General features: G+C 67.7%; 13 protein-coding genes. 4 read left to right on the top strand and 9 right to left on the bottom strand.

The annotated features are described in order from the left end of the window. The first annotated feature begins 102 nt into the window (after positions 1-102). The 4 genes from Q7C30_RS03410 to yiaY all read left to right on the top strand — a co-directional run bounded on the left by Q7C30_RS03410 (position 103) and on the right by yiaY (position 4,673). On the top strand, positions 103-1,134 hold the full coding sequence (locus Q7C30_RS03410) for a dienelactone hydrolase (RefSeq protein ID WP_295485251.1): 1,032 nt from the start codon (positions 103-105) through the stop codon (positions 1,132-1,134). A 66-nt stretch (positions 1,135-1,200) separates the two neighbouring features. Further along, complete coding sequence (locus tag Q7C30_RS03405; protein WP_029614385.1) at positions 1,201-1,638, top strand: PACE efflux transporter; 438 nt, start codon at positions 1,201-1,203, stop codon at positions 1,636-1,638. Positions 1,639-1,826: 188 nt separating this feature from the next. Next, on the top strand, positions 1,827-3,389 hold the full coding sequence (ilvA, locus tag Q7C30_RS03400; protein ID WP_317870672.1) for a threonine ammonia-lyase, biosynthetic: 1,563 nt from the start codon (positions 1,827-1,829) through the stop codon (positions 3,387-3,389). Between the two features lie 135 nt (positions 3,390-3,524). Further along, on the top strand, positions 3,525-4,673 hold the full coding sequence (gene yiaY / locus Q7C30_RS03395; RefSeq protein ID WP_039577513.1) for an L-threonine dehydrogenase: 1,149 nt from the start codon (positions 3,525-3,527) through the stop codon (positions 4,671-4,673). 53 nt (positions 4,674-4,726) lie between these two features. On the opposite strand, the gene Q7C30_RS03390 is transcribed toward yiaY, so the two are convergent. From Q7C30_RS03390 to Q7C30_RS03350, 9 genes are all read right to left on the bottom strand, one after another. Continuing rightward, complete coding sequence (locus Q7C30_RS03390; RefSeq protein WP_317870671.1) at positions 4,727-5,917, bottom strand: hypothetical protein; 1,191 nt, start codon at positions 5,915-5,917, stop codon at positions 4,727-4,729. A gap of 76 nt (positions 5,918-5,993) precedes the next feature. Next, entirely contained in the window at positions 5,994-7,613 is a 1,620-nt protein-coding gene (locus Q7C30_RS03385) for an NADP-dependent glyceraldehyde-3-phosphate dehydrogenase (protein WP_039577519.1), read from the bottom strand. Between the two features lie 174 nt (positions 7,614-7,787). After that, the gene (locus Q7C30_RS03380) at positions 7,788-11,615 is read right to left on the bottom strand and encodes a DUF6543 domain-containing protein (RefSeq protein WP_317870670.1); all 3,828 of its coding nucleotides are present in this window, start codon (positions 11,613-11,615) and stop codon (positions 7,788-7,790) included. 78 nt (positions 11,616-11,693) lie between these two features. Then, positions 11,694-12,461 carry a ChbG/HpnK family deacetylase gene (locus Q7C30_RS03375; RefSeq protein WP_317870669.1) on the bottom strand — a complete coding sequence of 256 codons (768 nt, stop codon included), beginning with the start codon at positions 12,459-12,461 and terminating at the stop codon, positions 11,694-11,696. Then, positions 12,433-13,575: a GNAT family N-acetyltransferase gene (locus Q7C30_RS03370; protein ID WP_317870668.1), complete on the bottom strand. Its 1,143-nt coding sequence runs from the start codon at positions 13,573-13,575 to the stop codon at positions 12,433-12,435. The genes Q7C30_RS03375 and Q7C30_RS03370 overlap by 29 nt, the downstream gene beginning before the upstream one ends. A 3-nt stretch (positions 13,576-13,578) precedes the next feature. Then, positions 13,579-14,268: an N-acetyltransferase gene (locus Q7C30_RS03365; protein ID WP_295485241.1), complete on the bottom strand. Its 690-nt coding sequence runs from the start codon at positions 14,266-14,268 to the stop codon at positions 13,579-13,581. 34 nt (positions 14,269-14,302) lie between these two features. After that, on the bottom strand, positions 14,303-16,213 hold the full coding sequence (locus Q7C30_RS03360; RefSeq protein WP_317870667.1) for a hypothetical protein: 1,911 nt from the start codon (positions 16,211-16,213) through the stop codon (positions 14,303-14,305). Continuing rightward, positions 16,210-17,514: an oligosaccharide flippase family protein gene (locus Q7C30_RS03355; protein ID WP_317870666.1), complete on the bottom strand. Its 1,305-nt coding sequence runs from the start codon at positions 17,512-17,514 to the stop codon at positions 16,210-16,212. Before Q7C30_RS03355 ends, Q7C30_RS03360 begins: the two co-directional genes overlap by 4 nt. Next, complete coding sequence (locus tag Q7C30_RS03350; protein WP_317870665.1) at positions 17,511-18,521, bottom strand: polysaccharide deacetylase family protein; 1,011 nt, start codon at positions 18,519-18,521, stop codon at positions 17,511-17,513. Before Q7C30_RS03350 ends, Q7C30_RS03355 begins: the two co-directional genes overlap by 4 nt. Between the last annotated feature and the right edge of the window lies 1 nt (position 18,522).

The raw sequence follows: 18,522 nt of genomic DNA, 5'->3' as shown, positions 1-18,522 counted from the left end.
TGGCGCACGACAGCCGGCTTTTTCATGGATCTTTCATCTGCACCCACGCGCTGCGCTTCTATGCTTGTGCTACTCGTCCACCTCCAGGGGAGAGCCGCCGCGATGAAGACCCGTGCCCTGTTGACCCTGCTCCTGCTCGGTGGCCTGCTGGCCCGCGCCGACGCTGCGCCCTGGGTGGCCGGCCTGCATCGTCTGGCCCTGAGCGACCCGCTGGATGCCCAGCCCATGCAGGCACTGGTCTTCTACCCCAGTAGCGCCACGGCGCATCAGACGCGTATCGATGGCTATACGCTGCGCGTGGCCGAGGAAGCGCCGGTGGCCCTGGGGCAATTTCCGCTGTTGGTGATCTCCCACGGCAACACCGGTACGCCCGTGGCGTTGCATGATCTGGCCACGTCACTGGCGCGACAGGGTTTCGTGGTGGTGGCGGTGACCCATCCCGGCGACAACCTGCACGATCACAGCCGTCTTGGCACCCTGAGCAACCTGTATGGACGCCCGCTGCAGGTGAGTGCCGCGATCAGCGCCGCACGCGCCGACACGCTGCTGGGGCCGTATCTGAACCCCGGCAAGGTCGGTGTGATCGGCTATTCGGCCGGTGGCGAGACCGCGCTGATCCTCTCCGGCGCCCGACCAGACTTGGAACGCTTGCGCAACTACTGCCTGGAGCGGCCGTTGGACGCCGATGCCTGCAAGACCCATGGCGTGCTGATCTCCGATCGCAGCGAGCTGGCGCCCCAGGCCGATCCGCGGGTCGGGGCGGTGGTGCTGATGGCCCCACTGGGGCTGATGTTCGGTCGCCATGCCCTGGCCAATGTGCAGGTGCCGGCGCTGATCTACAGCGGCGATCAGGATCAACTGCTGGCCGTGGAGCGCAATGCCAGCGCCCTGGCGCGCAAGCTGCCGGTCACCCCTGATTACCGTCTGCTCTCCGGTGCCGGCCATTTCGTGTTCATGGCGCCGTGCGACGACGAGCAACGCCAGCGCATGGCCGTGCTGTGCAAAGATGCCGATGGCGTCGATCGGCGCCAAGTGCACCGCAGCCTGCAAAGCGAGACCGCCGCCTTCTTCAGCCAGGCACTGGGCGCCCCAGAGCCGGCCGAGCGCTCGGCGGCAGTGGGGGATGCGCCGTAGCGCATCGCTTGAACCGCACGCTGAACCGGGGTACCGTCGTTGTCCGTTTACGCGAAGGAACGCCCCATGCAAGGCAAGGCTCGCAAGGTCGTCCAGGCCATCCTCTATGAAATCATCGCCGTCGCCTGCGTCGCGCCCGCGCTGGCGCTGATGTTCGAGACCAGCATGGCCCATTCCACGTTGCTCTCGGTGCTGATGTCCGGCATCGCCATGAGCTGGAACATGGGCTACAACTGGGCCTTCGAGCGCTGGGAAGCGCGCCAGGCACAGCGTCGCCGGACCTGGCTGCGGCGCCTGCTGCATGCGTTGGGCTTCGAAGGCGGGCTGGTGCTGATCCTGCTGCCGCTGGTGGCGTTCTGGCTGGACATCAGCCTGTGGAGCGCTTTGCTCACCAACCTGGCGCTGTTCGTGTTCTTCTTCGTCTATGCCTTCGTATTCCAGTGGGGCTTCGACAAGGTCTTCGACGTGCCGCTGTCCGCCCAGCAGCGCACGGCGGAGTGTTGACTTCCTACGAGTTGGCGGGATAAGTTCCTACCCCATGAATACCTCCCTGCCAGCGCGCACCTTCGGCCTGATCATTATTACCGCCATCATCGGATTGGCGGGCTAGCGCGCACTGGCACCGAACCCGCCCTGGAGGCGGGTTTTTTCTTCTCGACTCCTGGGCACGTGAAACCACCCAGGAGTCATCGATGAGCAATCTCAGCGTCAGCCCCCGTACCGCCGTCACGCCCCAGCAACTGCTGTCGGAGCAGGTGCGGCGCATTCTTGCGGCGCCCGTGTACGACCTGGCCATCGAAACACCGCTGCAGCCCGCCCCGGCGCTCTCGACGCGTCTTGGCAATCAGGTGCTGCTCAAGCGCGAAGATCTGCAACCGACGTTCTCCTTCAAGATCCGCGGTGCCTACACGCGGTTGTCGCGCCTGTCCCAGGCCGAACGCGCGCGTGGCGTGATCACCGCCTCGGCCGGCAACCATGCCCAAGGCGTAGCCCTGGCGGCGGCGCACCTGGGCATGGTGGCGACCATCGTCATGCCCACCACCACGCCGGAGCTGAAAATCGCCGGTGTGCGCGCCCGGGGTGGTGACGTGGTGCTGCACGGCGACAGCTTCCCCCACGCCCTGGCTCACGCCTTGCGCCTGGCCGACGAGCAAGGCGCGACCCTCGTACCGCCGTTCGACGACCCGGATGTGATCGCCGGGCAGGGCACTGTGGCCATGGAAATCCTGCGCCAGCAGCCGGGTGCGCTGGACGCGATCTTCGTGCCGGTCGGCGGCGGTGGGCTGATCGCGGGCATCGCCGCCTACGTCAAGTACCTGCGCCCGCAGGTCAAGGTGATCGGTGTCGAGCCGCATGACGCCAACTGCCTGCAAGCGGCGTTGGCCGCCGGGCAGCGCGTGGTCCTGCCCCAGGTCGGCAGCTTCGCCGACGGCGTGGCGGTGGCCCAGGTCGGCGCCCATTGCTTCGAGTTGTGCCGGCATTTCGTCGACGAGGTGATCAGCGTCAGCAGCGACGAGCTGTGCGCCGCGATCAAGGACATCTACGACGACACCCGCTCGATCACCGAGCCGTCCGGCGCCCTGGCCGTGGCCGGGATCAAGAAATACGTGGCGCGCGAGGGTGCGCGCGGGCAGACCCTGGTGGCCATCGACTCTGGCGCCAACGTCAATTTCGACCGCCTGCGCCATGTGGCCGAACGCGCCGAACTGGGCGAGCAGCGCGAGGCGGTGATCGCCGTCACCATCCCCGAGCGCCCCGGCAGCTTCCGGGCCTTCTGCCAGGCCCTGGGCCGGCGCCAGGTGACCGAATTCAACTACCGTTGCCAGCCCGGCAAGCCGGCCCGGCTGTTCGTCGGTGTGCAGACCCACCCACAGCGCGACCCGCGCACGGGGTTGCTCGACAGCCTGCGCGAGCAGGGCTACGAGGTGCTCGACCTCACCGACAACGAGTTGGCCAAGCTGCATGTGCGCCATACCGTCGGCGGGCATGCCGCGCCGCAGATCCAGGAGCGGGTACTGCGCTTCGAGTTCCCCGAGCGCCCTGGCGCACTGCTGGGCTTTCTCGAACGGTTGGGCCGGCGCTGGAACATCAGCCTGTTTCACTACCGCAACCACGGCGCAGCCCAGGCGCGGGTGCTGGCGGCGCTCCAGGTGCCGGACGATGAGCAGGCGACCCTGCCGCAGGCGCTGCAGGCCATGGGCTACGAATACTGGGATGAGACCGACAACCCGGCCTACCGCCTGTTCCTGGGCTGACGCCGGCCGCTCATCGACGCTTCCCAGCGTCGATGACTGGGCAGTCACGGACATTGTCCTGGATCAACATCCGGGCGCGAAAAGCGGAGGATGCTCGCCGCCAGAGAGACAACAACCAGAGAGAGGAACTCGGCCGTGAGCAGCACATTCTTCATTCCAGCGGTGAACATCATGGGACTCGACTGCCTGGGCGAGGCCATGACGGCCATCGCCGGCTACGGCCTGCGCAAGGCGCTGATCGTCACCGACGCCGGCCTGGCCAAGGCCGGGGTGGCCTCGCGCATCGCCAGCCTGCTGGCCGAGCGCGACATCGACTCGACGATCTTCGACGGCGCCAAGCCCAACCCGAGCATTGCCAACGTCGAAGCCGGCCTGGCGCTGCTGCAACGCGAGCGCTGCGACTGCGTGATCTCCCTGGGTGGCGGCTCGCCGCACGACTGCGCCAAGGGCATCGCCCTGTGCGCCACCAACGGCGGCCACATCCGCGACTACGAAGGCGTGGACCGTTCGGCCAAGCCGCAACTGCCGCTGATCGCCATCAACACCACTGCCGGCACCGCCAGCGAGATGACCCGCTTCTGCATCATCACCGACGAAGCACGCCACGTGAAAATGGCCATCGTCGACCGCAACGTCACGCCGATGCTGTCGGTCAACGACCCCGCGCTGATGGTCGGCATGCCCAAGGGCCTGACTGCCGCCACCGGCATGGATGCGCTGACCCACGCCGTCGAAGCCTATGTATCGACCGCTGCCACGCCGATCACCGACGCCTGCGCGCTGAAGGCCGTCACCCTGATCAGTGACAACCTGCGCCAGGCGGTGAACGACGGCCAGGACCTGCAGGCACGGGAAAACATGGCCTACGCCCAGTTCCTCGCCGGCATGGCCTTCAACAACGCCTCGCTGGGTTACGTGCACGCCATGGCCCACCAACTCGGTGGCTACTACGACCTGCCGCACGGGGTGTGCAACGCGGTGCTGCTGCCCCATGTGCAGCGCTTCAATGCCCAAGTCAGCGCAGCGCGTCTGCGTGACGTGGCCAAGGCGATGGGCGTGAAGGTGTGCGGCATGACCGAGGCGCAGGGCGCCGATGCCGCGATTTCAGCCATCGAGCAGTTGTCGGTGGCGGTGGGCATTCCGGCTGGTCTCCAGGAACTGGGCGCCAAGCGTGAAGACGTGCCGGTGCTGGCCAGCAACGCGCTCAAGGACGCCTGCGGCCTGACCAACCCGCGCAGCGCCAGCCAGGCGGAGATCGAGGCGATTTTCGCCGCAGCATTCTGAGACGCGGTTTTCACTGGGGCCGCGCTGTGGCCCCTTTCTCACGGGCGGCCGGATCACCGCTCGCGCATGAAGAACCCTGCCACGTACTTGCGAAACGTCTCCGCGCTCTTGAAGTCGGCGTAGCGCTTGAAATGCTCCATCTCAGGCTCAGGCCCCACTGGCTCTTGCAGCAACGACACCGACAGCACCCGGTCCTGGTCGGACGTGAGCACCAGCTCGTCCATCACCTCGCCGCCGATCACCGGACGGCGCATCAGCACCTTCACACCTTTACCCGCCATCCAGTCGATCAGCGACACCAGCGCCTTCAACGGCTCGCGCTCTTCATCCCGGTACACCGGAAACAGCTGCCCACGCGACAGCACCGGCACACTGGCGACGTGGATCAGTTCATAGAACTGGCTGCCGGCGGTCGCCGGTGAGTAGAGCGCCAGGGCCAGCAGCGGGCCGCCGGTTTTACTGCCACCCCAGAGCAGGTGATGGCCTTGGAAATCGAAACCGTCCTCGCTGGCGGCGGTGAACACCTTGCGTCCGGCGATGCGCTCCACGCAGTCGAGCAGCAAGCCATGGCGGCGATGCTCGCCGAACAGGCTGGAATCGCGCAGACGCGCCTTGAGCCGCATCATCGACTTCATGTCCAGCCGCGTTTCCAGGTAGTTGCTGGCTGGCACGCGCGCCAGCAGCGGATAGCGCGCAGCCACGCCACGCAGTTCGGCGAACTGCGCGGTCAGGTCCTTTTTCAGGTGGGTGGCGTAGACATTCAGTCCGCTGGCTTCGATCCAGCTCAGCAGCAACGACAGCAGGCGCTGCTGTTCACGCCGAGGCGTGCCATCGCCCAGCGCAGCGCCACTGGCGACGCTGTCCTGACGAAAATCGCCCAGCAGTCGCAGCGGCGTATCCGGCGCCAGCCAGGCCGCCGGCGCTACCTGAGGCTCGGCGTGGCCGCCCGATTCACGGGCCTCCTTGCTGAACGGGCAGCCTGGCGCGTGCTCGGGCGTCTCGGGGTTGTTGCGCAGAAACAGCGTCCCGCTATTGCCATTGAGGCTGACATTGAGCACCGGCAGCGCGTCGCGCCGACAGTCGCACCCCAACCACTGGTTGGCGCTGCGCACCCTCATCAGCCACTGGTTGGCTTGCAGCAGCCGCGGCCCAACCAGGCTCCCCGTCACGAACGCCACCAGCAGTTCTTCTTCAGCCGCAGTGAGACTGCGCACCGACGCCCCGTTCTTCTCGATGATTCGCATGAAGCAGCTCCAAGCTGTAAGCGGCAAGCGCCGAGCCAAGCCGCGACTCTAGCAGCTTGCCGCTGACAGCTCACCGCTAAAAGATGTAGTCGGTGGTGAGGAAGCTGGACTGGCGGTTGCGGATGATCTCGCTGATCAAGGTCTTGTTGGCGTCCTGGAACTTGGTGGCGACCAAGGTGCGGATCGAGAATACCCGCAGCGCATCGTGCACCGACAGGGTGCCTTCGGCGCTGTTCTTGCGTCCGTTGAACGGGTAGGTGTCCGGGCCGCGTTGGCACTGGGCGTTGAGGTTGATGCGCCCGACCTGGTTGGCGAAGGTGTCGACCAGCTCGCCGATGGTCTGCGGGTCGTTGCCGAACAGGCTCAACTGCTGGCCATAGTCGGAATCCAGCACGTAGTCGATCACGGTGTGCAGGTCGCGGTACGGCACCACGGGCACGACCGGACCGAACTGTTCTTCATGGTAGACACGCATGGCGGCGGTCACGGGATAGAGCAGGGCGGGATAGAAGAACGAGCCACGGCTTTGGCCGCCGCCGGGGTTGATCACCTGCGCGCCATGGGCCTTGGCATCGCTCACCAGGCCATTGAGGTAGTCGACCTTGCCAGGTTCAGGCAGCGGCGTCAGGGCCACGCCTGGCGCCCAGGGCATGCCGGGCTTGAGGGCGGCCAGCTTGTGCTGGAATTTTTCCAGGAAGGGCTCGACCACATCCTCGTGGACGAACAGGATCTTCAGGGCCGTGCAGCGCTGGCCGTTGAACGACAGCGCACCGGTCACGGCCTCGTCCACGGCGTTGTCCAGGTCCACCTGCGGCAGGACGATGCCGGGATTCTTCGCATCAAGGCCCAAGGCCGCACGCAGGCGGTGCGGTCGTGGGTGCAGTTTCTTCAGGTCGCTGGCGGCCTTGTGGGTGCCGATGAAGGCGAAGACATCGACCTTGCCGCTGGCCATCAGCGCGCTGACCGTCTCGCGGCCGCGACCGTAGATGACGTTGATCACCCCCGGCGGGAAGCTGTCGCGGAAGGCTTCGAGCAGGGGGCGGATCAGCAGCACGCCGAACTTGGCGGGCTTGAACACCACTGTGTTGCCCATGATCAGCGCCGGAATCAGGGTGGTGAAGGTTTCGTTCAGCGGGTAGTTGTAAGGCCCCATGCACAGCGCCACGCCCAGTGGCGCGCGGCGGATCTGGCCGAGGGTGCCCTGTTCGAGCTCGAAGCGGCTGGAGCGACGGTCCAGATCCTTCAAGGCGTTGATGGTGTCGACGATGTAGTCGCAGGTGCGGTCGAACTCTTTTTCCGAGTCCTTGAGGTTCTTGCCGATCTCCCACATCAGCAGCTTGACCACCGCGCCGCGCTGCTCGCGCATGCGCGCCAGGAAGCCCTCGACATGCTGGATGCGCTCGGCCACGCGCATGTTCGGCCAGGCGCCGCGGCCTTTGTCGTAGGCCTGAACGGCGGCATCGAGCGCGGTGAGCGCAGTGTCGGCGTCGAGCAAGGGGGCGCTGCCGAGCACCACCTGGCGTTCGCCGTCGCTGTGCTTGAGCCAGACTGGACTGCGGACGGTGGCCAGTGGCCCTTGCCACTGCCTGAGTTCGCCGCCTACGAGGTAGTCGCGTTGTTCCAGCGGCTCGCCCAGACGCCAGGTGTCGGGAATGTCTTCAGGGGCGGGGAAAAGTGCATCGAGCAGACGGTCCATGGTTACTGCGCCTCACGTGGCTGAGCGAATGAAACGTTTCAGCCGAGCATGCACCGGCTGCCACAAAGTTTCCAGTGTGGCCCAACATCGGTGAAGGCGCGCTGCTGGTGATCACGCGCGGGTGTTCGCGGCGCCGACCTGCTGCCCAGCTCGGCAGCAGGTCGGCGCCTGCGATCAGCTTTGCTCGATCGGGCGGTCCAGCAGATTGATCGCCGGTTGGGCCAGGACCCGCCGTCGGTAGTACCGGTCCTGGTCCTGCCGTTCCAGGCGCCGCCAGGTCTCGGTGCGGGTGTGGGGCAGGCCGTCCAGGTAACGGTCGCTTTCGAGCAGTTCGCGCAGATCGCGGCGCCAGGCCAGTGGCAGCCGCGACCAAATGCCCAACTGGGCGTCGTTCGCTTCGGCCAGCAATTCCTCGTAATCGCTGTCCGGCACCAGCAGGTCGATGCCTGTGGCGCTGTAGAAGGCGTCGATCTGTTCGGCAGCGACCGCGCTGAGGGTTTCGCTTTCCAGGCGCAGGGTGCGCGCGATCCGGTCGGGCAGGGCGAAGGCCGGCGGTAGCGTTTGCAGCGGATTGCGGGAAAAGTCCAGCAGCAGCGGATCGAGCAGATGCTGCAAGCCCGTAGGCAGCGTCGACAGCAGGCAATTGTCCATGTACAGCGTGCGGATCTGTACGTGGCGGGACAGGTCGGGGGCGCGGGTCAGCGGGCAGTCGGAGAAGTCCACCACGCGCAGGTTGAGGTAGCGGTCGAAGTCTGCTTGCTGAGCGGGGTCCCAGGTGATCGGATTGCGGTCCATTTCCAGCCAGACCAGCGCCTCTGGCCGGGTCAGCCGTGGCACGCGGGAGAAGCCGCAACCCCGTAGCTTCAGGCGTTGCAGCGCCGGAAAGCGCTGCAGCCAGTGCTCGGGCAGGCGGCTGAGGGCGGCGCTGTGGGTCAGGTCCAGCTCGGTGATGTGGCGAAAATCGTCCGGCAGGACCAGGCTTTCCAGGCTCGCGTTGTCCAGGCCGATGCCGGAAAGGTCCAGCACGTGCTGGGCAGTACCGTCGATCAGCCTGACGATCGAACTGCCGCGCTGGGCGTCGACGATGCGCTGCATGGCTCGCTGGCGCCGGGCCGAGGTGCCAGCCCAACTGCTCAGTTGCGCCTGCAGGTCGCGCAGGCGGGCCTCCAGGCGCGCCACTTCGATCTCAGGTACACGCAGCGCGGCCTGCCAGTCGCGCAGGGTCCGTTGGGCGTCTTCCAGGCTGGCCAACGGGTACAGCCGCCGCAAGCGTGAGGCCAGCGAATGGTGAGAGAAATCGTCAGGTCGCTGCGGCGTCGGGTCCAGGCCGCCCAGCAGGCGTAGTCGGCTGCGCCAACCTGGGTGCTCGGGGGCGAGCAGACGCTGCCTGAAGGTGCCTCGGGCAGTGCCGATCAGTGTGCGCAAGCGTACACGCAGCGCATCTGCACCGCCTTGGGCGAGCGTCGTGCCCAACTCCTGCGGCAGGGTCCACAGCAACGCTTGGAGCAGGTCGTGGCTGACCCTGCCCGGTGCTGGGCGTTCGCCCAGGTCGGCCTCGTAGCCCGTCGCCGACTTGATCAGGCGCAGCCGGCGCGGTGCCAAGGGCACGCCGCACTCGCGCAGCAGCGCACCGTGCGGGCTGGCAGCGCGCAACGCCAGGTGCAGGTCCTGCGGCCAGTCCGGCAGGCGGGTCAGGCTGGCGAACAGCAGGCGCTCGCTGGATTCCCCCGCCAGGATGGGCAGGTGTAAACCTTCCAGGCCACGCGCCAGCGGCAGCTCGCAGCGCAGCCGGTCGAGTGCCTGTCGTAGCGACGGGGGCAGGGTATCGGTGCTGCGCCACAGGGCACGTTCTTCGGCCGGTAGGGCGTTCACCAGCCGCCGCGCCAGGGGGGCGGGCACGTCGGGATAGCGGTCCAGCAGACGCGCGGTATCGGTATCGATGGTCACAGCGCCATAGCGCTCGGCGATGGCGTCTACCCAGGCCTGTGCCGTCTGGCCGGGCAGATCGGCTGCCACGTCTCGCGCGATCTTCAGGCGCTCCAGGGTGTCGGCCAGCAACGGCGGTGTTGGCAGGTTGTTGAGGTGGATCTCACGCAACGCAGTGCTGTTCAGCCCGGTAATGTCCAAGGCCATGAGCGCCTCGGCTGCGCTGATATCGGCCAAGGCTGGACCCAGCCGCTGTACCAGCTTGTGTACATCCCACGCCTGCGGCTGTTCATGCTCGACGCGCCAGGCGCCGTCGCCGTTGTGCTCAAACAAGGGGGCGTAGGCGTGCGCGTCGTCTGGGTGGACCAGGCGCCAACGTTGCAGGACCGGGTCCAGGCGCTGCTCGTACAGCTGGCCATCGAGGCGGATGAAGTGGCGTCCCTGGTCGACGAACTGACCTCGGGCATTGGCGGGCAGCGCTTGCGGCAGTTCGACCTGACTGCGGTAGCCCGTCAGGTCGGGCAACCACAGGCGCTGTGTGCCATCGGCCAGCTCGACGGGCATCAAGCGCTCCATCAGCGGTGTGCTGGCGAGCTTGCCGGCCACGGCACCGGCAGCGCCGAGTCCGGCGATCAGCGCCAGGTTCAGGCCAGTGGTTTCCAGGTGCTGCAAGGCTTCTCGGCGATCGCCCACGCTCCAGGCCTGGTAACCGGTGTATACCTCGTCGAGCAACTGATACGCGGTGACCAGCAGCATCAGGCCGCCCACTGCCGGGACGAAGAATCCAGCGGCCATCAGCGCGTTGAGGCCCAGGCTCTGCCACAGCGCCAGGCGATGTTTACGCGCCTGCTCGTCGGCTTCGGCGGTGGGCACGGCGAGCAGGCGCGCTTCGGCTTTGAGCCGCGCCACATGGTCGTCGAAGAGGAAGTCGAACAGCGATGTGTCGATGCCCAGCACACGCAGGTGCAGATCGGCGTCGGCGGCCAGGCTCCAGGCCTGGTCCATGCCACTGTGCCCACTGTCGAGGTTCTGCTGTGCGCGGTCGAGCAAAGCGCCCCACTGGGCTTTGTCGACGTAGGCGCTGAACGCCTGGCGTGAGGCCGGTGCCAGCAAGGCCTGTTGCAGGTGCGTGCGCACCGCCTCGAGGCCGTCGAACTGACGCAGCATCGTTTCGTGACCGGGCAGGTAGAGCAGCAGGCCGGCATCGCCCGCATCGATCAGCAACGCCTCGTGCAGCCTCACACCGAACAGCTCCAGTTGCTGGCAGGTGATCCCGTGCTGTCCGTCGATCAGTCGCTGCACGGCGTCCAGTGCAGCGCCGCTGATCTGGTGCCGCACATGAGCCAGGTCGGCGCTGGCGCGCAGGCTGTGCTGGTACAGGGCAATGGCGGCGGGGCGAACCGCAGGTGCGGCGAAGTGGCTGTCCAAGTGCGCCTGATACTGCCCGCCCAGGTCGAGGCGTCGGCACGTGTCGGCGAAATCGGCGGGGGACAAGGGCAACGCCGTGATCTCGAACTGCTCGGAGTGCAACGGGATGTCCACCAGGGTTTCACTGTCGCCCAGGGTGGTTTTACCGATGACCGTGACCGGCCGGCATGTGGCATGGCCTTCGAGCGCCAGGGCGCTGTCGGCGCTGAAGCTGACGTCGTCGGCGAAATTATGCAGTGCCGCTTCCAGCAGCGAACGGCGCTCATGGGTGGTGACGTAGACGTCGTGGGTGAACAGATGATGCAACCAGATCAGTTCCGTGCTGCGCAAAGGGGCCGCGAACTGGTGTTCCTCGCGCAGACGCTCGCCGAGTCGAGGTTCGGCGAAGGCGCTGATCTGCTCCAGGCCGGTCAACGCTTCGGCCAGTCGATGGCGCGCAGCGTCCAGGCGCGACTGGCTTGACAGCAGCGCTTCGCGCAAAGCAGGCGCTGCGTTGGCGAACCAGTCGGCCTCGGCGCCAGGTTCGCCCTGGGGCGGTGTGAGGCATGCGCCCAGGGCCTGCCAGTGGGCCGCGTGCAGCGTCGCGGCCCAGGCGGGCAGCCGGGCGGCGAGGAAGTGCTGGTGGGGATGGGTAGCGCTCGAAGGCATGGGCCGGTCTCCTGTTCGGGAAGGCCACAGGAGACGCCACGCCCAGCGACGCGCGGTGGTAGATAGAGGGCACCCGCCTCAGCGATCCCCCAGCCCGGCGTAGCCCACTCGCTCGACGCCTGACAGGTGCTGGTCCAGCAGTTGCACCAGCGATTCGCCCGGTGGCAGATAGGCGTCGCCGAAGTCATGCCTGTCCAGCGCACTGGGATGCGTCACCACCTCCAGCACGCCGTGGCTCGGCGCCAGACCGTGCTTGAGGTCCAGTGGCGTGCAGACATGGTCGGCGGTCACCGCGCACAGCTGTTTCAGGCGGCGGTTGAGCAGGGTCTTGAACACCCGCTTGAGCGGGCCGATGTTGGCGCCGATGTTGCGCGCCAGGCGCACTGGCACGCCCTGCTCGCGGGCGAAGCGCGCCACCACGTCGCCGACCGGCCAGATATTGTGCACGTGCTGGTGCGAATCCAGGTGACTGGGCCTGACGCCATGGGCCAGACAGCGTTGCCACTGGGCATCGAGCTCCTGGCGCACGGCCTCGCGCTCACCGGGTGACAGGCTCAGGGTGCGCTGGCGCAGTTGCAGGTCGAACCCGCCCTGGGCATCGCACAGCCGCCGTTCGGCGCGAATCGCCCGGCTCAAGGGCGAGCCGTAGGTGAGGTTGACGTGCAGGCCGATGCGCCCGGCGAGCGTGGGTTGTTGCGCCAGTTCGCACGCCGCCTCGAAGGCCGGCATGTTGGCCATCAGCGTCGCCGAACTGATCAGCCCGGTCTGGAAGGCCCGGACGATGACGGCGTTGACTTCGTCGTCCAGGCCGAAATCGTCAGCGTTGACTATGACCCGCAATGGCATCGGCGCGCTCCTGTGCTGGGGGGGAAGGGGTGTCGGGTTTACGCCGGCGCTTGAGCCAGCGCCAGGCGCGCAGGGCCAGGCCCAGGGCGATGCCGTCGAGGCGCCAGCTGTAGCAGCTCAGGCGCCATTGCTCGAGTTGTCCGGTCTGGCGTTCGTGCAGTTGGTGGCTGGAGTTCTCCAGGCTCACCCGCGACGCGTCGACCCAGCTCCAGCCGTCGTCCAGGCCCCAGTGAATCCACTCTTCGAGCAGCACCCGGCCGCTGCCCAGGTCGCGCTGTTCGGGGACGAAGGCCAGGTTGTAGTCATACACCCGGCCCCGTTCGAGCAGGCCCAGGCGATAGCTGATGCAGCGCCCGTCCAGTTCCAGCAGCACCAGGCACACCAGGCCCTCGGCGGCCAGCGCCGTGAAGGCCTGGTACATCCATTGGCGGCGCAGGGGGCCACTGAAGATGCCCACCTCGTCATCGCCTTTCCAACTGGCCGCCTCGACGGCGCTCACCGCATCGAGCCAGTGCTCGATGTCAGCGCGCGTCGGCATGATCCGGCGTACCTGTGCGCCGCAGGCGGCGATGCGCTTGCGCGCACGGCGCAGCTTGTAACGCGGGTCGCCGCTGACTTCCTGGCGGTCGGCCTGGCTGATACGGTGCACCGGCACGCGGCAGGTCAGGCGGCGCTCGAAGGTCGAGCTGGCGGCTGCCCACTGTTGCAGCCAGTCGCTGTCGCCGTCGGGCACTTCGCTCAGTTGCAGCAGGGCGTGCGGCAGCCTGCCACGGATGGCCTTGAGTACCGCACCGGCGTGGCTGACCGGCAGGTCCAGCAGCAGGGCGATCCGGTCGCTCAGCGGATGGCCCAGGTGGCGCACCACCGGCACGTTCAACGGCCCCAGCGGCTGGCGTTCGCGTACCAGGGGCAGGCACAGGCACAGGCGTCCGTCCAAGTGGCCAAGCAACACCTGCAACTGCTGCCCCGGCTGCAAAGCCGCTTCGGCGGCGCGCAGCCAGCCCAGGTGATTGAAGGGCGTGCTGGCGGCCACGCGCTGGCGCAGCGCTTCGTAGCCGGCCGCCGGAAAGCTCGGGGTGCACAGCGAGGCGCACCAACTCAATTGCAGGGCCACCGCTCAGGACGCCGTGGCCGTGGTGTGTTGCGCGGCGTGCTTGCGCAGCGGCGCCAGGCGCGAGTCGCGATAGCGGCTTTCGCGGAAGAACTTCCAGCGCCCGAACAGGCAGTAGACATGCATGATGCGACCTTGCTCCTGATAGCCCATGCGCAGGTGCAGCTTGAGCGCCGGGATGTTGTGTTGTTCGCAGACGTCCACCACGGTCGTGCAGCCCTGCGCGGCCATGGCTTGCCACAGCGCCACCTGCAGGTCCACCGACAGTCGCGTGCCCCAGTAACGACGGATCAGTTCGCCGCCGAACTCGAAGAACTCGCCCGGGCCTACCGGGAACCAGCAGCCGTAGTAATGGCGGTCGTGGTAATGCCGGGCGCTGCCCCAGATGAAGGCGACCGCATCGCCTTCGTCGTCGAGGAACATCAGCCCGGTATGGCCTTCGCCGGCCAGTTCGCGCATGGTCTCGACGCGGTCGCCGAAATACCGGGCGAAAGCCCTGACGTTGGTCATGCTGATGTTTTCCAGGCGCAGTGGCGGGTAGGGCTTGAGCCGGTGCGGCGGCACGGGAGCCTGCAGGTCGCGCTGCATCCACAACAGTTCCCAATGATAGAAAACGTAGCGCCGCCAGGCGCTGGCTAGGGTGTTGCGCAGGCCCTTGCGCTGGATGCGTTCGCGGATCTTGCTCAGTGCACGCATGCTTCCTCCGGTGGGTGACGGCTCGTCCAGCGTCTTACGACGCGTTCCAGGTCAGGGCGAACAGCGTCTGCCCTGGCAGTTGAAAACTCAGGCGCCCCTGGCGGCAGTCGAAACGGCCGACGCGCGGGCGATTGTCGGGGCCGAACAGCTCCAACTGCCCGCTGGGGCAGCGCTCCAGGGACAGTTCGACCTGTTGCTGCCGGTCGGCCTTGTTCACCCCCAGCAGGCTGCGCTGGCGACCGTCGGCCATGGCCAGGGCGTCGACCTCGAAGGCGTCGTTGTCCAAGGCCAGCACCTGGGTCAGCCAGTGGCGCTGGATGAACTGCTGGGCCAGGCCCACCGGCTTGAGCTCGAAGCGCGTTTCACCGAGCACACGGACCATGCCCTTGGGCCACTGCGGCTCGTCGGCGACGTGAAACCAGTTGAGCATGTCCAGCAGGCCGTCGGACGAGGCGTTGATCACCACCGAGGCCCACCACAGGCCGGCGTAGTGGGTGTTCTGCTCGTAGGGGCTGAGGGTCGAGCCGCTGGACAGGTTGGTCTGGTCGATCAGTAGCGCCTTGCGCGGTCGACCCTGGGCGTCGAGGCCGACCAGGTCGGCGGCCTGGCGCACACTGTCGCGGTAGCTGCGGGTGGCCAGCAGGTCGCGCACCATCCACTCATGCCAGGCCAGGGCGTCGATCTGCGCGCCTTGTTCCTCCAGCAGGCGGCGCGCCCAGTCCAGGCCGCGGCGCTGCTGACTGGCGCGGGTGAACGGCCCGCCGATCAGGCGCGAGGAGGCGGGCATGGCGATGCGCACGCCCGCTTCGCGAGCGCCAGGCCAGGCGCGCACGCGTGCGGCCATGGCGCTGAAGAAATCGCGGTAGCTGGCGTAGTCGCGATAGTTGAGGTTGGGCTCGTCGGCGAAGGCCAGGTAGTGCAGGCCCTTGCCGCCCAGCCGCGCGGTGGCGGCCAGCCAGGCCTGCAAACCGTCGTGGCTGGTGCGGTCGGCCGCCAGGTCGGCGCGCCGGCCGGTACCGGCCAGCAGGGTGATGTCCTGGCCAATGGCGAAACGCTCTTGATACAGGCGCCGCCAGGCGTCCTCGTAATCGGGCTGGCGCGCCAGCACGTCCATTAAACTGTAGTAGCCGGCCGCCTGCGGGCGCAGCGCATCGAGCACGGCGAAACTGGACGGCGGTGGCAGGACATAGGGCAGGTTCAGCCCCAGCAGCGGCGTGCGTCCGATCACCTTGGCCTGTAGGCGCAGGTGCACTTGACCGGGCAGGTCGGGCACGTCGCTCAGGTCCTCGGTGCGCTGGGCGAACAGGTTGGCGCTGCCGTCGAGCCAGAACGCCGCCTTACCGCGCCCTTGCAGGCGCAAGCGCCAGGTTTCGTCGCGGCGACTGGGCGGCAGCGCTTGCTGGTCGAACTGCCAGTAGGCCGAGTAAGGCTTGAGCGTCAGGTTCACCTGCTGGCCATCGCTCAGGCGCTGGGCCCAGAGGCCGCGCACGCCGCCGTGGTACTTGCCGGCCAGGGTGGCCCGTTCGCCCGCCTTGACCCGGAAGTACAGGGTCACGTCCGGCCCGACCTCGGCGCTGAAGTGCACCTTGGCCGGGGCGAATTGCGCGCCGGTGCTGTCCGCGTGCTCGGCCTGGTAATCGCGAAAACTGTAGCCCGGCACTTCCAGACGGTACGGTCCGGCGCCGGGCGTCAGCGGCCAGCGCTGCTCGCCATGCACCTCGGCGGCGGCGATGCGGCGCTCGCCGCGCAGTTGCCCGTGGCCGTCGAGCAGGTACAGGTGCTCGCTGTTGGCATCGGCCTGCCAGGCTGGGCGCCAGCGCACCAGCAGGGTGTCTTCGGCGCTCGGTTGCAGGTACAGGCTGCCGTCGCGGAGGTCGCCCCACTGCAGCTCGGCGGCCTGGAGCCATGGCGCACCCAGGACCATCAGCAGCAGCCAGCGCTTCATGCCGGCCTCCGTTGCAGCAACTGGCGCAATGGGATGCAGTCGCTGGGCAGCATGATCAGGGTGTGCCACAGCGGCACGCCGCTGAGCCGGCAGTACAGCACCAGCATGGCCAGGGTCACCGCCAGGTAGGCGATGGAGGACGCCGCGGCCGCGCCGACGATGCCCCAGTGAGGAATCAGCAGCAGGTTGAGCAGCAGGTTGAGCGCAGCGCCGGCCGCCATCATCAGCGACACCGCGCCAGGGCGGTTCTTGCCCAGCAGGTCCAGGCGCAGGATGCTCGCGTAGCACAGCCCCAGCAGGCCCGGCAGCAAGGCCAGCAGCGCCGGATAAGCCGGCTGGTAGGCGATGCCGAACAAGGTGACGATCAGCCAGTCGCCGATCAGCGCCATGCCCAGGCAGGCACCGAGCATCACCGTGGCGGTCAGGCGCAGGGCCAGCGGCGTCAGCTTTTCCATGCCGGCGTCCTGTTGCAGCAGGCGTTTCATCAGTGGCGTGGTGACCGCCTCGGGCACGATCAACAGCAGTTCGGCAGCGGCGCTGGCCATGGCGTAATGGCCCAGTGCGGTGCTGCCGAGCAGGGCGCCGATGAACAGGTAGTCGGCGCGCAGGATCAGTTGCTGACAGAGCAGGTCCGGGTGGCTCTTGGCGCTGTAGGCGAGCAGTTCGCGCTGGCCGCTGCGGTCCCAGCGCAGGCGCAAGGGGTGCTGGCGGCGCAGCCACCACAGGCCGAGCACCAGCACCAGCGCGAGGCCGGCCAGCCAGCTGATCAGCGCCGCCTCGAGCGCCTGTTCGCGCCACATCCAGAACAGCCCGAGAAACAGCAGCAGCGGCGCCAGCGATTCGCTCAGGCGCAGCAGGTTGAAGGCGCCGACGTCGCCGCTGGCGTTGTGCAGGGTCAGCAGCCCGCTCTTGAGTACCGTCATCGGCACCGCCAGCAGCAACAGCCAGGCCAGCAGGCCCAGTTGCAGGGTGATGTCCAGCTCGCCGCCGAATGTGCGCACCAGCGCCACGCAGGCCAAGGTCAGCAGGCCAGCCAGCAGGCAGCCGTAGATCAGCACCTGGGCCAGCAGCAGGCCCATGTCGCGCTGCTTGGCCGCCTGGTAACCCAGGGCACTGTTCAAGCCGCCGCTGGTGGCGGCGCTGATCAGGTCGGGCAGGGTGCTGAGCAGGGCGAACAGGCCGCGCTCGCTGGGGCCGAGGATCCGCGCCAGCAACACATTGCGCAGCAGGCGCAGGGCGATCATCGCCAGCTTGGTGCCCATGCTCAGCGCCAGGTGGCGCAGGTAGTGGTTGCGGCTCATGGGCGGCTGCCCCGGGCGATACGCCAGCCCAGCAGCGAAGGGTGGCTGGCGCTGCGCTGACTGACGCCGATGCGTGGCAGCGCCAGGGCATCGTCCCGGCCCTGGCAGATGCCGGGGCGGGTGCTCAGGGCAAAGGGGTAGTGGTGGGCGGCGATGCGCGCGCGTACGCGTGGGTCATGGTCGCCATTGGGGTAGCAGTACACCGGCAGCGGCTGGCGACAGCCTTGCTGCAAGGCGTGGTGGCTGCGCTGGATCTCCGCGTTCAGGCCGTTGTCGTCCAGGCCCGGCAGCAGCGCATGGCTGGCTCCGTGGGGGCCGAAGCGCACCAGGCCGGACGCTTCCAGTTGGCGTACTTGATGCCAGTCCATGGCCTGGGGCAGGGCGTCTGCGGGGCAGGCGTCGGTCAACTGCAGCAGGGTCGCTGAATCGAGGGTCTTGAGGCTTTGCAGGTAATGCGCCAGGGCCAGGCTGCGCGCGGGCGTCTGCTCGGCCAGCGCCGCAGCGGGCGGCAGCGGGCGGCCGAGATCGTGCAACGCGTCGATGAGGGCGCGTCGGGTGGGTTCGCCATGGCTGCCCCACAGGGTTTCGCCGACGCTCTCCCACCAGAAGCGCTGGCGGCTGCCGATGTAGTCGGTGGACAGGAAGATGCTCGCCGGGGTCTGGTACTGGTGCAGCAAGGCGAAGGCGTGGCTGGCGTTGTCGCGCCAGCCGTCATCGAAGGTCAGGGCGAGTTTCGGGCGCTGGTCTTCGCGTGGGCGGCCGTGAGGCTGCAGCAGGTCCATGAGCCCGACGCAGTCGAAGTGTCGTGGCAGCCAGCGCAGCAGGCGCTCGAAGGCGCGCGGACCGACGCACAGCTCGTTGCGGTGAGGCAGCGCCGCACTGGCGTCATCGGCCAGTACCCGGTGCAGCATCAGGATCACCCCGGCGCCGCGCAATTCGGCGCGCCCTTGGGGCGATCTGAGGTAGAGCCAGCCACTGGCCTGTTTGATCCGGGTCTTGATCGGCATG

Source organism: Pseudomonas sp. RAC1 (genome assembly GCF_030658255.1).
GTDB classification, from domain to species: domain Bacteria; phylum Pseudomonadota; class Gammaproteobacteria; order Pseudomonadales; family Pseudomonadaceae; genus Aquipseudomonas; species Aquipseudomonas boreofloridensis.
The sequence above is the reverse complement of the archived record's forward strand: the minus strand, read 5'-3'. Positions and strand labels throughout refer to the sequence as shown.

Coding starts and splice junctions, on each gene's coding strand:
- Q7C30_RS03365 (WP_295485241.1), bottom strand. CDS start 14,268: ATGCGTGCACTGAGCAAGATCCGCGAACGCATCCAGCGCAAGGGCCTG.
- Q7C30_RS03355 (WP_317870666.1), bottom strand. CDS start 17,514: ATGAGCCGCAACCACTACCTGCGCCACCTGGCGCTGAGCATGGGCACC.
- Q7C30_RS03360 (WP_317870667.1), bottom strand. CDS start 16,213: ATGAAGCGCTGGCTGCTGCTGATGGTCCTGGGTGCGCCATGGCTCCAG.
- Q7C30_RS03380 (WP_317870670.1), bottom strand. CDS start 11,615: ATGCCTTCGAGCGCTACCCATCCCCACCAGCACTTCCTCGCCGCCCGG.
- ilvA (WP_317870672.1), top strand. CDS start 1,827: ATGAGCAATCTCAGCGTCAGCCCCCGTACCGCCGTCACGCCCCAGCAA.
- Q7C30_RS03350 (WP_317870665.1), bottom strand. CDS start 18,521: ATGCCGATCAAGACCCGGATCAAACAGGCCAGTGGCTGGCTCTACCTC.
- Q7C30_RS03405 (WP_029614385.1), top strand. CDS start 1,201: ATGCAAGGCAAGGCTCGCAAGGTCGTCCAGGCCATCCTCTATGAAATC.
- Q7C30_RS03410 (WP_295485251.1), top strand. CDS start 103: ATGAAGACCCGTGCCCTGTTGACCCTGCTCCTGCTCGGTGGCCTGCTG.
- Q7C30_RS03375 (WP_317870669.1), bottom strand. CDS start 12,461: ATGCCATTGCGGGTCATAGTCAACGCTGACGATTTCGGCCTGGACGAC.
- Q7C30_RS03390 (WP_317870671.1), bottom strand. CDS start 5,917: ATGCGAATCATCGAGAAGAACGGGGCGTCGGTGCGCAGTCTCACTGCG.
- Q7C30_RS03385 (WP_039577519.1), bottom strand. CDS start 7,613: ATGGACCGTCTGCTCGATGCACTTTTCCCCGCCCCTGAAGACATTCCC.